Genomic DNA, 12,850 nt, shown 5'->3' on the forward strand with positions numbered 1-12,850 from the left:
CACCGGCAGTGAACATTCCTCGTCTGGTGATCGCCGCGCCCTCGTCGGGCAGCGGCAAGACCACCGTCGCCACTGGGCTGATGGCGGCCTTCGCGGGGCGGGGCCTCGCCGTGTCCCCGCACAAGGTCGGGCCCGACTACATCGATCCCGGCTACCACACGCTGGCCACGGGCCGGCCCGGACGCAACCTCGACGCGTACATGTGTGGCCCCGACCGGGTCGCTCCGCTGTTCGCGCACGGGGCGCGGGGGTGCGACCTGGCGGTGGTCGAGGGCGTGATGGGGCTGTACGACGGTGCGTCGGGGCAGGGCGAACTGGCGTCGACCGCCCAGGTGGCGAAGCTGTTGCGGGCGCCGGTGGTGCTGGTCGTCGACGCGTCGTCGCAGTCGCGTTCCGTGGCCGCGCTGGTGCACGGCTTCGCCTCGTGGGATCCGCAGGTGCGGCTGGGCGGGGTGATCCTGAACAAGGTCGGCTCCCAGCGGCACGAGGCGCTGCTGCGGGACGCGCTGGAGGAGTCCGGTCTGCCGGTGCTCGGGGTGCTGCACCGGGCCGAGCAGGTGGCCGTGCCGTCGCGCCATCTGGGTCTGGTGCCGGTGGCCGAGCGGCGCGGCGACGCGGTGGGCGCGGTCGCGGCGATGCGGGAGCAGGTGGTGGCGGGGTGCGATCTGGAGGCGCTGATGGCGCTGGCCAGGTCGGCGCCCGCGCTGCCGGGCGAGGTGTGGGACGCGGCGGGGGAGATCGGCGGCTGCGGCGGGCCCGTGGAGCTGTCCGCTCCCACCGCGCGCCCGGTCGTGGCGGTGGCCTCCGGCGCCGCGTTCACCTTCTCGTACGCCGAGCACACCGAGCTGCTCACCGCCGCCGGGGCCGAGGTGGTGCCGTTCGATCCGTTGCGGGACGAGGCGCTGCCCGAGGGCACCCGGGGGCTGGTCATAGGCGGGGGCTTCCCGGAGGTGTACGCGGGTGAGCTGTCCGCAAACGCGGCGCTGCGCGGGGCCGTCGCCGGGCTGGCGGAGTCCGGGGCTCCGGTGTCCGCCGAGTGTGCCGGGCTCCTGTATCTGGCGCGTTCGCTCGACGGGCTGCCGATGTGCGGTGTACTCGATGCCGGGGCCCGGATGTCGAAGCGGCTGACGCTCGGCTACCGGGAGGCGGTGGCGGTCTCCGACAGCGTGCTGGCGGCCCCCGGCACCCGGGTGCGCGGTCACGAGTTCCACCGCACCGTGCTGGAGCCGGGTGCCGGGGCCGATCCGGCGTGGGGCATGCACCAGCCGGAGCGGCGGGTCGAGGGGTACGTGCAGCGGGGCGTGCACGCGAGCTATCTGCACACGCACTGGGCCTCGGCGCCCGGCATGGCGCGCCGGTTCGTCGAGCGGTGCCGGGGGTGAAGCGCGTGCGGCGCTCAGTCCGCGATGCCCACCACGAGCCAGATGAAGCCCACCCCGGCCACGGTGCACAGCAGCGTGGAGCGGGCCGGGTGCCGGTGGTGTGCCTCGGGGAGGATCTCGGCGGCGGCGAGGTAGAGCAGCGCGCCGCCGAAGAAGCCGAGATAGCAGCCGAGAAGTTCCGCCGGAAGGGTGAACAGGAGCGTCGTCGCGGCGCCCACGATCGGTGCCAGCGCGTCCGCGAACAGCATGATCACGGCCTTGCGGCGGGCGTTCCCGTACAGGCTGGTGATCGTGTAAGTGTTGAAGCCGTCGGCGAAGTCGTGCGTGATGACGGCGAGCGCGACGGCGGCTCCCATGCCGGCGCCCACCTGGAAGGCGGCGCCGAGTGCGACGCCGTCCATCAGGCTGTGGCCGACCATCGCCGCCGCTGCCGTGAGCCCGACCTGCGGCACCCGTTCCTCGCCCGCGCCGTGTGCCGCCTGGCGTACCGCGAGCAGCCGCTCCACGAGGTGGGCGAGGAGGAAGCCGCCGACGAACAGCAGCAGGGCGGCCGGGACCCCGAAGACGGGTTCGCCCGCGGCCTCCATCGCCTCCGGCAACAGGTCCAGGCCGACCACCCCGAGCATCAGCCCGCCGGCGAAGCCGAGCACCAGGTGACGGCGGTCGGTGACGCGCTGGGCGACCCAGCCGCCTGCCAGGGTCATCAGGAACGCGCCGAGCGCGACGAACACCGCCATGCGCTCTTGCTAGCCGATCGCCCGCGGTTCGCGCATCTCAGCACGCCCGCGCCCGCGCATTCCTTACAACCCTCTCGTTCCTCGCGACCCGCGCACTCCTTGTGAACCACGCGCACTCCTCGCGCCCCATCCATTCCTTGTGAACCGCGCACTCTGTGAACCGCGCACTCTGTGAGATCCGTGCGTTCCTTTTGAACCGCGCACTCCTTGTGAAGGGAATCCGCTCCATGTCCGCATCCCCCGACGCGGCCGCCTCGGCCACCCCTCCCGGCGCGACGCTCGCCGTCGGGGTCGGTGCGTCCAGGGGCGCACCGGTCGACGAGATCCTCGGGCTGATCCGGGACACCCTGCGCGAGGCCGGGCTCTCGCCGACGGGCATCGCGGAGCTGGTGACCGTGGACGCCAAGGCGGACGAGCCGGGCATCGTCGCGGCGGCGGCGGCGCTCGGCGTACCGCTGCGGACGTACCCGGCCGGGGAGTTGTCCCGGATCGAGGTGCCCGGTCCGTCCGGCGCACCGCTCGCCGCCGTCGGGGCGCCGTCGGTCGCGGAGGCCGCCGCGCTCGCGGCGGGAGGTGAGCTCCTGGTGCCCAAGCGGAAGTCGGCCCCGCGGGGGCGGGCGGCGATGGCGACCTGTGCGGTGGTGCGCCGCGGTCCACCCGTCCCGGCGGTCGACGCCCTCCCGGCACCGGACGTACCCCCCGGTCCCGGCCGTTGCGTGAAGCCCGGTGCCGGGCGCATAGTCGTTCTGCCGTACTCAGAGGATGAACCGGGACGGCCGCGGCAGCCGGCCCCCGTCCCCACGACGACGGCCATCACCACCATCACCCCCACGGCGGTCATGCACACTCCCACCGAAAGTCCCGACGCGACAGGCGCGGGCGCGCACGATCTGCGGCACCACGGTGACGTGGAAGTACGGGGACGGGACCGGGATCTGACCGATCTCGCCGTCAACGTACGGGCCGGTACTCCCCCGGCCTGGCTGAGGGAACGGATAGCCGGCTCGCTGGGCTCGCTCGCCGCCTACCCGGACGGCCGGGCCGCTCGGGCGGCGGTCGCGGACCGGCACGGGCTACCAAAGGAGCGGGTGCTGCTGACGGCGGGTGCGGCCGAGGCGTTCGTGCTCATCGCGCGGGCGCTGCCGGTCTGCCGTCCGGTCGTGGTCCATCCGCAGTTCACCGAGCCGGAGGCGGCGCTGCGCGCGGCCGGGCACGAGGTGGGGCGGGTGCTGCTGCGGGCCGAGGACGGGTTCCGGCTGGACCCGTCGGCGGTGCCCGAGGACGCGGATCTGGTGGTGGTCGGCAATCCGACCAACCCCACGTCGGTTCTGCATCCGGCGGCGATGGTGGAGCGACTGGCCCGTCCCGGCCGGACGCTGGTGGTCGACGAGGCGTTCATGGACGCGGTGCCGGGCGAGCCCGAGACCTTGTGCGGGCGTACGGACGTCCCGGGGCTGGTCGTACTGCGGAGCCTCACCAAGACCTGGGGGCTCGCGGGGCTGCGGATCGGTTACGTGCTGGCCGAGCCCGGGATCGTTCGCGCGCTGGAGGAGACCCAGCCGCTGTGGCCGGTGTCGGCCCCGGCGCTGACCGCCGCCGAGGCATGCATGGAGCCGCGGGCCCTGGCCGAGGCGGCCGCCGCCGCGGAGCGGATCGCGGTGGACCGGGCCCATCTGGTGGCGGGGCTCAGGGAGTTCACCGAGGTGCGGGTGGCGGAGCCGGCCGAGGCGCCGTTCGTCCTGGTGCGCCTGGAGCGGGCCGCCGAGGTGCGGGAGCGGTTGCGGCTGCTGGGGTTCGCGGCGCGGCGGGGAGACACGTTTCCCGGGCTCGGTCCCGAGTGGCTGCGGCTGGCCGTGCGCGACCGTGCCACGACGAACCGTTTCCTCCAGGCGTTCGACCAGGCGCTGCAGACGCTGGGCGCGGCGGTGCGCTGACGGGGCAGCCGGTGAGATCCGGCACCGGCTGCCCCGCTCGGGCGCCCCTGCGGGCAGGTCAGCTCCGGGCGCGCCGCCTGGCCACGACCACCGCCCCGGCGCCCGCCGCCAGCAGTACGGCCGCGCCGCCCGCGAGGTACGGAGTGGTGGAGCTGCTGCCCGTCTCCGCGAGGTTCGATCCGGCGGCCGGTTCGTTGCCGGTGCCGGTCTGCGGCTTCACGTCTCCGCCGCCGGCGCCACCGCTGCCGCTGTTGCCGCCGTCACTGGACCCGCCGCCGCTCGAACCACCGTTACCCGAATCACCGCCGTTCGACCCGCCGCCGGTCGAACCGCCGTCGCCGGAGCCGCCGGTGCTCGAACCACCGTTGCTCGAACCGCCGTTGCTCGAACCGCCGTTGCTCGTACCGCCGTTGTCGCCGCCACCCGGTCCGGTCGGCTTCGGCGTCTCGCAGGTCGCCTCGGCGAGCGTGATCTCGCCCTGCACGTCGGCGACGTTCAGCTTGAGCGGGTTGACGGAGACCTTCAGCTGCAACGCGGTCGCCGCTGCGGTGCGCGAGGTGGTGTGCGTCTTCGAGAGGTCCAGGGTCACCTCGCCGACGGCCGGGACCGCGACCCGTGTGGTGCCGCCGGCGGTGAGGTCGATGCGCTTGCCGAGGACCGACACGTGTCCCAGCACGTTCGACTGGGCGACCGGCTTCCTGCCCACCTCGCAGACGGCCCTGGAGGTGACCTTCTCCACCTCGATCAGCGAGAGCAGCGGCAGTCCGGGCACATGCACCCGGGCCTTGGCCACATTGCTGTAGCCCTCCGCCCGGTGCTTGTCGGCGGTCGCGTTCGCGGTGGCCACGTCGGCGGCGAGCACGCTGACCGGCCGGCCGCCCTCCACGCCGTCGAGCCGCACGCTGAGCGCGGTCTCCTTGGCGTCGGCGGGTGCCTGCACCTCGTTGAGCGTGGCCTTGAGCGGCACGTCGACCGTCTTGTTCAGGAGCGAGACGTCGAGTGCGGTACGGAGCACGACCGCGCTCGCCTTCCCGCCACCGGTGGTCGTGGTGGCCGCGGGAGCGGCCTGCGCCGGGGCGGCGACCAGCAGGGCGACGGGAGCGGCTGCGACCGCCAGGGCGGCCAGGCGGAAGGTGTTGCTGTTCAAGGTGGTGGAACCCCCACAAGAGACATGGAGCCACCGGTGCCGTCCAATGGGGGACATCGAGAGCTCCGGTGGCCTCGACCCCGAAATCTTTACGCACGGAGGGTGAACTGGCGGACACCTGACGTGAGTTCACCCCAAAGGGGGGTTTCCGTGTCTGTATTCGAATACCTCGGTACGTTCGTTCCTCCGGGTCACCCGATCCGCTGAGTGCGGACCGCATCGGAACCGGCTGCGCCGGGGTGCGCGCGAAGGTGCTTCGACGACAGGGCCGGGATTCGGTATCCGTCTGTCGACGCGGCGCACCCCGTCGTGGGGCAGCCGGACTCAGCCGATCACCCGCCCGTTCAGCACCACCCGCCGCGGCGCCGCGAGCACCCGTACGTCCGCCCTCGGGTCCTCGTCGTACACCACCAGGTCCGCCGGAGCACCCTCCTCCAGCCCCGGCCGCCCCAGCCACCGGCGGGCGCCCCAGGTCGTCGCGGACAGCGCGTCCAGGGCCGGGATGCCCGCCTTCACCAGCTCGGCGACCTCGTCCGCCACCAGCCCGTGGGCGAGCACACCGCCCGCGTCGGTGCCGACGAAGACCGGGACGCCGGCGTCGTGCGCCGCGCGCACCGTGTCGTAGCGCCGCTCGTGCAGCCGCCGCATATGGGCGGACCAGCGGGGGAACTTGGCCTCGCCGCCCGCCGCGAGCGAGGGGAAGGTGGCGATGTTGACCAGGGTGGGGACGATCGCCACACCGCGCTCGGCGAACAGCGGAATGGTGTCCTCGGTGAGCCCGGTGGCATGCTCGATGCAGTCGATCCCGGCCTCCACGAGATCGCGCAGCGAGTCCTCGGCGAAGCAGTGCGCGGTGACTCGGGCGCCGAGCCGGTGCGCCTCGGCGATGGCCGCCTCGACGGCCTCGCGCGGCCAGAGGGCCGTCAGATCGCCCACCTCCCGGTCGATCCAGTCGCCGACCAGCTTCACCCAGCCGTCACCGCGGCGCGCCTCCCGGGCGACGTACGCCACCAGTTCGCCGGGCTCGATCTCGTGGGCGTAGTTCCGGGTGTACCTGCGGGGCCTGGCGATGTGCCGGCCGGCCCTGATGATCTTCGGCAGGTCCTCGCGGTCGTCGATCCACCGGGTGTCGGCCGGTGACCCCGCGTCCCGCAGCAGCAGCGCCCCCGCCTCCCGGTCGGCGAGGGCCTGCTTCTCGCTGGTCGCCGCGTCCACGGCACCGTGGTGGTCGAGCCCGACGTGGCAGTGGGCGTCCACCAGGCCGGGCAGCACCCAGCCGGTGACCGTCACCGCCCCGTCCGCACCGGCCGGCCGGCCGTAGGAGATCCGCCCGTCGACCACCCAGAGCTCGTCCCGGACGTCGTCGGGGCCGACGAGCACCCGCCCCTTCACGTGCAGCACCTGAGATGCCCTGTGATCACTCATGGGCAGCACTGTACGAGGCGGCGCGCGGGGCCCTCGGTACGCTTCGACAGAAGCACCGACCGTACGCGGCACCGCGCACCGACCCGATCCGACCCGAAGAGAGCACCACCGTGACGCACCCCTTCCTCGACCTCGCCCCGCTCACCGCCGCGCACTTCGCGGCCATCGAGAAGCGGGTGGCCGGCCTCCTCGCCACCGAGCAGGACGTCGTCATCATGCAGGGCGAGGCGCTGCTCCCCCTCGAAGGCTGCATCCGGGGCGGCGCCCGGCCCGGCTCGACCGCGCTGAACGTCGTCACCGGGCCGTACGGGCAGACCTTCGGGAACTGGCTGCGGGACTGCGGCGCCAATGTGGTCGATCTCGCGGTCCCCTTCCACACGGCGGTCACCGCCGACCAGGTCGCGCGGGCGCTGGCCGAGCACCCGGAGATCGACTTCGTCTCCCTGGTCCACGCGGAGGCGGCGACCGGCAACACCAATCCGGTCGCCGAGATCGGCGAGGTGGTCCGTTCGCACGGGGCGCTGTTCATGCTGGACGCCGTCGCCTCGGTGGGTGCCGAGCCGCTGCTGCCGGACGTGTGGGGCGTCGACCTCTGCGTGATCGGCGCGCAGAAGGCTATGGGCGGCCCGGCCGGGGTGTCGGCGGTGTCGGTGAGCGAGCGCGCGTGGGAGCGGATCGCCGCCAACCCCGAGGCTCCGCGCCGTTCCTACCTCTCGCTGCTTGACTGGAAGGAGCGCTGGATCGACGGCGGCCGAAAGGCCCTGCTGCACGCCCCCGCCCAGCTGGAGATGCTGGCGCTGGAGGCCTGTGTGGAGCGCATCGAGACCGAGGGCCTGGATGCGCTGATGGCCCGTCACGCGGCGGCCGCCGCGGCGACACGTGCTGGTGCGGTGGCGCTCGGCGGCCTCTCGCCGTACGTGCACGAGGCCGCGGAGGCGGCGCCGGTCGCGACGACGCTGCGCGCCCCCGAGGGGGTCGACGCCTCCGAGCTGGTCGCACGGGCGCTCGCGGCCGACCCCTCGCTGCCGCTGATCGCGGGCGGGGGTGCGCTGTCCAAGGAGATGATCCGGGTCAATCACTACGGTGTGGATGCGACGCGGGGCGCGGTGCGGTCCTCGCTCGCGGCTCTGGGGGCGGCGCTGGCCGATTCGGGCCGGCAGGTCGATTTCGAAGCTGCCCGCAAGGCCGTTTCACAAACCTGGCCGAGCGAATAAATCGGGGCCGGATCAAATATTTCTCGAACACGGGGATCCGAATGCGGGGAGCTGCTTTATTCAGAGCAGCTCCCCGCATTCTTCTGCCCGGTTTCCCGGACCCTAAACACCCGAGTTTCCAGTGGCTCCGAGCGAGCCAGAACCACACAATTCCGTTGCGTCGCACGAGAGTTACAACCATGTGACCTACTCCACACCGCGACCGTTATGCCGGATAAATAGCCACCAAAACAGAAGAAAACGCTCCCTGCTCGCGCCGGGGCACGCGCCCGCGTGATAACACAGAGGGCCATCCCACCCAACCCCTCACATCGATGCAATTTCGAAATTTGCTGGGTAAATTCAATTTGCATGACCGCCGCGCCAGCAGATTTTGCAAGTGCCCGAAACGAATTCATCACCATCGACACCCCACGAGTGGAGGACGGGGCCGCGATCTGGCGCATCGCCCGCGACTCCGAGGTCCTGGACCTCAACTCCTCGTACAGCTACCTGCTGTGGTGCCGTGACTTCACCGCGACCTCCGTGGTCGCCCGTGGCGAGAGCGGCGAACCCGTCGCCTTCGTGACGGGGTACCTCCGGCCGGACCGTCCCGGAACGCTCGTCGTCTGGCAGGTGGCCGTCGACCACGCCCACCGCGGGGCGGGGCTCGCCGGAAAGCTGCTGGACGCACTGACCTCCCGGGTCGCCGCCGAACAGGGCCTGGCCTCGGTCGAGACGACCGTCACCCCGGACAACACCGCGTCTGACCGGCTGTTCACCTCCTACGCACAGCGCCACGACGTGGCCCTGGACCGCGAGGTGCTCTTCGACGGCGGGCTGTTCCCCGAGGGGAACCACCTGCCCGAAGTCCTGTACCGCATCGGCCCGTTCCACGCCTGAGCCTCCCGGCGCCCCACCCCCCTCTCTCAAGCAGGAGATCCCCTGTGACCATCACCCCGCCCGCGCTGAGTGTCTTCGAGACCCTGGAGTCGGAGGTACGGAGCTACTGCCGCGGCTGGCCCGCCGTGTTCGACCGTGCGCAGGGCGCCCGGCTGACCGACGAGGACGGCCACAGCTACCTCGACTTCTTCGCCGGCGCGGGGTCACTCAACTACGGGCACAACAACCCGGTGCTGAAACGTGCGCTGATCGACTACATCGAGCGCGACGGCATCACCCACGGCCTGGACATGGCCACCACGGCCAAGCGGACCTTCCTGGAGTCCTTCCAGAACAACGTGCTGCGCCCGCGCGACCTCCCGTACAAAGTGATGTTCCCCGGGCCGACGGGCACCAACGCGGTCGAGGCGGCGCTGAAGCTGGCCCGCAAGGTGAAGGGGCGCGAGTCCATCGTGTCCTTCACCAACGCCTTCCACGGCATGTCGCTCGGCTCGCTCGCCGTCACCGGCAACGCCTTCAAGCGGGCCGGCGCCGGCATCCCGCTCGTGCACGGCACCCCGATGCCGTTCGACAACTACCTCGACGGCAAGGTACCCGACTTCCTCTGGTTCGAACGGCTCCTGGAGGACCAGGGATCCGGGCTCAACAAGCCCGCCGCCGTGATCGTCGAGACGGTGCAGGGCGAGGGCGGCATCAACGTGGCGCGCCCCGAGTGGCTGCGGGCGCTGGCCGACCTGTGCCGGCGTCGCGACATGCTCCTGATCGTCGACGACATCCAGATGGGCTGCGGACGCACCGGGTCGTTCTTCTCGTTCGAGGAGGCCGGCATCGTCCCCGACATCGTGACCCTGTCGAAGTCCATCAGCGGCTACGGACTGCCCATGTCCCTCTGCCTGTTCAACCCGGAGCTGGACATCTGGGGGCCGGGCGAGCACAACGGCACCTTCCGCGGCAACAACCCGGCGTTCGTCACGGCCGCCGCCGCGCTGGACGCCTACTGGGCGGACGGCCAGATGGAGAAGCAGACCCTGGTCCGGGGTGAGCAGATCGAGCAGGCCCTGCTCCCGATCTGCGACGAGCACTCCGCTCTCGGCGCCCGGTACCGGGGCCGCGGCCTGGTCTGGGGCCTGGAGTTCACCGACGAGGCACGCGCCGCCGCGATCTGCGCCCGCGCCTTCGAACTGGGGCTGCTGGTGGAGACCTCCGGCCCGCGCAGCGAGGTCGTGAAACTGCTGCCGCCGCTGATCATCACCCCCGACGAGCTGGACGAGGGCCTGCGCACGCTGGCCCGCGCGATCCGCGACACCGTCTGATTCCGGACCCGCCCCGGCGCGGGTCCGGCGAGAAGCGCCACCGCAGAGAGAAAGGTACCGACCCACCGTGATCGTCCGCTCGTTCAGCGACATCGAGAACACCGACCGGCATGTGAAGGCCGCTTCCGGCACCTGGGAGAGCAAGCGCATCGTGCTCGCGCAGGAGAACGTGGGCTTCTCCCTCCACGAGACCACGATGTACGCGGGCACGGAGACGTCGATGTGGTACGCGAACCACATCGAGGCCGTCCTGTGCGTCGAGGGCGAGGCCGAACTCACCAACGACGAGACCGGCGAGAAGCACTGGATCACCCCCGGCACGATGTATCTGCTGAACGGCCATGAACACCACACCATGCGGCCGAAGACCGACTTCCGCTGCGTCTGCGTCTTCAACCCGCCGGTCACCGGGCGGGAGGAACACGACGAGAACGGTGTCTACCCACTGCTGACCGAGGAGGGCTGAACCATGACCACCGCCGGACGCACCGATCTCTACCCCACGCGCGGCACCGCCGAGATGACCACCCCCCGCCAGGACCCGGTGATCTGGTCCCCGCCCGGTGCCCCCGGCCCGGTGACCGTGCGGGACCTCCAGGGCTTCGAGCGCGATGGCTTCCTCACCGTCGACCAGCTGATCACCCCCGACGAGGTCGCCGCCTACCACTCCGAGCTGGAACGGCTGATCGCCGATCCGGCGGTGCGGGCCGACGAGCGCTCGATCATCGAGCCGAAGTCGCAGAAGGTACGGTCGGTCTTCGAGGTCCACCGGATCAGCGAGGTCTTCGCCCGGCTGGTCGAGGACGAGCGGGTGGTGGGCCGGGCCCGGCAGATCCTCGGCTCGGACGTGTACGTCCACCAGTCCCGGATCAACGTCAAGCCGGGCTTCGGCGCCTCGGGGTTCTACTGGCACTCGGACTTCGAGACCTGGCACGCCGAGGACGGGCTGCCGAACATGCGGGCGGTGTCCGTGTCGATCGCGCTGACGGAGAACCACGACACCAACGGCGGGCTGATGATCATGCCCGGTTCGCACAAGTCGTTCCTCGGCTGCGCGGGCGAGACGCCCAGGGACAACTACAAGAAGTCCCTGAAGATGCAGGACGCCGGAACCCCGTCCGACGAGGCCCTGGCGAAGCTGGCCGACCGGCACGGCATCAAGCTCTTCACGGGCCGGGCGGGTTCGGCGACCTGGTTCGACTGCAACTGCATGCACGGCTCGGGCGACAACATCACCCCGTACCCGCGCAGCAATGTCTTCATCGTCTTCAACAGCGTGGAGAACGCCGCCGAGGAGCCGTTCGCGGCGCCGGCGCGGCGCCCGGAGTTCATCGGGGCCAGGGACTTCACCCCGGTGCGATGAGGTGACCCGCGGGAGGGGCGTCATCCGCGCCGACGCCCCTCCCGTTCCTCCCGCCCCGAAATCGCTGGACCGGCACGGCGGCCGACGGCGAGGGTGGGCTCCATGACCTCACTGGTACGTCACATCACCATCGACTGCTCCGACGCCTACGGACTCGCCCGCTTCTGGTCCGAGGTGCTCGACGCCCCGATCTCCGACCAGGACGCCCCCGGTGACCCCGAGGTGCTCGTCGAGGCTCCCGGTGCCGCGCTGCTCTTCATCCGGGTCCCGGAGCCCAGGAACGGCAAGAACCGCGTCCACCTGGACATTCAGCCGCAGGACCGGACCCGGGACGAGGAGGTCGAGCGGCTGCTCGGACTGGGCGCCACGCTCGTCGCCGATCACCGCAAACCGAACGGGCGGGGCTGGGCGACGCTCGGCGACCCCGAGGGCAACGAGTTCTGCGTCGAGTGCGGTGCGGCGGAACGGGCGGCCCTGGCCGGGACCCGGCTGCCGGTCACGGCGGACGACGTGACCACCGCGGTACGTCTCGCGATCGACGCGCTCCGGGACTCCCCGGTGGACAAGTGGCACTCTGCGGCGGGGTCGTTGGAATGGACCTGCTGGGAGACCGCCGAGCATCTGGGAGACGACCTCTTCAGCTACGCGACCCAACTGGGCCCGCAGCGGCCGTCGGTGGACGCGTACGTCCCGTTCCGCTGGAGCGCCGACCGCGAGGGCGGTCCGATGAACGCGGTCTTCGCGGACCGGTCGGCCGGAACCGCCGGGCTGTTCCTGACCCTGGATGCCTGCGGTGCGCTGCTCGCCTCGATGGTGCGGACGGCGCTGCCCGGGATCCGCTCGTACCACTCCTACGGGGTGTCCGACCCGGAGGGCTTCGCCGCGATGGGCATCGTGGAGACCCTGGTCCACACGCACGACATCGCCACGAGCCTGGGGGCCGGCTGGACCCCGCCCGCCGGCCTCTGCGACCGGGTGCTGGCCCGGCTGTTCCCGGACGCCCCGAAGGACGCCGACCGCTGGGCCGTACTGCTCTGGGCCACCGGCCGCGGCGAACTGCCCGGCCACCCCCGCGTCACCTCGTGGAAGTGGCGCAGCGCCCCGCTGGACGAGTCCGGCCAGGAGTAGCGCGGGGCGGCGGGCGCCCGGGACCAGGGTCTGTCCGGCGGGGCGGATCAGGGTCGGACAGGGCGCGGCGTCCGGTGCGGTGCATCGCACGGCGCCGGAGCATCTTGACAGCGGAGCTGTTCGGACGTTTCGGCGACGCCGCGAGGTGCCGTGCCAGACGCCGCGACCCCGGCCACGATCCGCCGGACAGGCCCTAGTACTCCAGCCGGACTTCGGTGTATGTCCTGGTAAACGGCTTGAGCGTGGGGATTGTAGCGGCGTGGTGCCGAGTGCGGGGCGGGTTCGACCGGCCTGTCCCGCGAACGAGTGGCCGCGCCGTGTGTAG

General features: G+C 71.8%; 11 protein-coding genes. 8 read left to right on the forward strand and 3 right to left on the reverse strand.

The window, feature by feature from the left end; genetic code table 11:
* Positions 1-8 precede the first annotated feature (8 nt).
* Positions 9-1,382 carry a cobyrinate a,c-diamide synthase gene (locus ACIRJP_RS31245; RefSeq protein WP_404181288.1) on the forward strand — a complete coding sequence of 458 codons (1,374 nt, stop codon included), beginning with the start codon at positions 9-11 and terminating at the stop codon, positions 1,380-1,382.
* 14 nt (positions 1,383-1,396) lie between these two features.
* Here the strand turns inward: ACIRJP_RS31245 and ACIRJP_RS31250 are convergent, their stop codons facing one another.
* Positions 1,397-2,119, reverse strand: coding sequence for a ZIP family metal transporter (locus tag ACIRJP_RS31250; RefSeq protein WP_404181291.1), 723 nt, complete (start codon positions 2,117-2,119; stop codon positions 1,397-1,399).
* Between the two features lie 227 nt (positions 2,120-2,346).
* On the opposite strand from ACIRJP_RS31250, the gene cobC reads away from it, so the two are divergent.
* Positions 2,347-4,053: an Rv2231c family pyridoxal phosphate-dependent protein CobC gene (gene cobC, locus ACIRJP_RS31255; RefSeq protein WP_404181294.1), complete on the forward strand. Its 1,707-nt coding sequence runs from the start codon at positions 2,347-2,349 to the stop codon at positions 4,051-4,053.
* Positions 4,054-4,111: 58 nt separating this feature from the next.
* On the opposite strand, the gene ACIRJP_RS31260 is transcribed toward cobC, so the two are convergent.
* Both ACIRJP_RS31260 and ACIRJP_RS31265 read right to left on the reverse strand, forming a co-directional pair.
* Complete coding sequence (locus ACIRJP_RS31260) at positions 4,112-5,200, reverse strand: SCO1860 family LAETG-anchored protein (protein ID WP_404181297.1); 1,089 nt, start codon at positions 5,198-5,200, stop codon at positions 4,112-4,114.
* Between the two features lie 324 nt (positions 5,201-5,524).
* Entirely contained in the window at positions 5,525-6,601 is a 1,077-nt protein-coding gene (locus ACIRJP_RS31265) for an amidohydrolase family protein (RefSeq protein WP_404181316.1), read from the reverse strand.
* Between the two features lie 134 nt (positions 6,602-6,735).
* On the opposite strand from ACIRJP_RS31265, the gene ACIRJP_RS31270 reads away from it, so the two are divergent.
* The 6 genes from ACIRJP_RS31270 to ACIRJP_RS31295 all read left to right on the forward strand — a co-directional run bounded on the left by ACIRJP_RS31270 (position 6,736) and on the right by ACIRJP_RS31295 (position 12,525).
* Positions 6,736-7,839: a pyridoxal-phosphate-dependent aminotransferase family protein gene (locus ACIRJP_RS31270; RefSeq protein ID WP_404181299.1), complete on the forward strand. Its 1,104-nt coding sequence runs from the start codon at positions 6,736-6,738 to the stop codon at positions 7,837-7,839.
* A 417-nt stretch (positions 7,840-8,256) separates the two neighbouring features.
* Positions 8,257-8,721, forward strand: coding sequence for a diaminobutyrate acetyltransferase (ectA, locus tag ACIRJP_RS31275; protein ID WP_404181319.1), 465 nt, complete (start codon positions 8,257-8,259; stop codon positions 8,719-8,721).
* A 44-nt stretch (positions 8,722-8,765) separates the two neighbouring features.
* Positions 8,766-10,034: a diaminobutyrate--2-oxoglutarate transaminase gene (gene ectB / locus ACIRJP_RS31280; protein WP_376415388.1), complete on the forward strand. Its 1,269-nt coding sequence runs from the start codon at positions 8,766-8,768 to the stop codon at positions 10,032-10,034.
* A 67-nt stretch (positions 10,035-10,101) separates the two neighbouring features.
* Positions 10,102-10,500, forward strand: coding sequence for an ectoine synthase (locus ACIRJP_RS31285; protein WP_404181302.1), 399 nt, complete (start codon positions 10,102-10,104; stop codon positions 10,498-10,500).
* Positions 10,501-10,503: 3 nt separating this feature from the next.
* A complete protein-coding gene (gene thpD / locus ACIRJP_RS31290) occupies positions 10,504-11,397 on the forward strand; it encodes an ectoine hydroxylase (protein ID WP_404181305.1) in 894 nt (297 codons plus the stop codon).
* Positions 11,398-11,499: 102 nt separating this feature from the next.
* Positions 11,500-12,525 carry a VOC family protein gene (locus ACIRJP_RS31295; RefSeq protein WP_404181309.1) on the forward strand — a complete coding sequence of 342 codons (1,026 nt, stop codon included), beginning with the start codon at positions 11,500-11,502 and terminating at the stop codon, positions 12,523-12,525.
* Positions 12,526-12,850: the final 325 nt, after the last annotated feature.

The sequence above is a fragment of the Streptomyces sp. NPDC102437 genome, assembly GCF_044765565.1.
Lineage (GTDB): Bacteria > Actinomycetota > Actinomycetes > Streptomycetales > Streptomycetaceae > Streptomyces.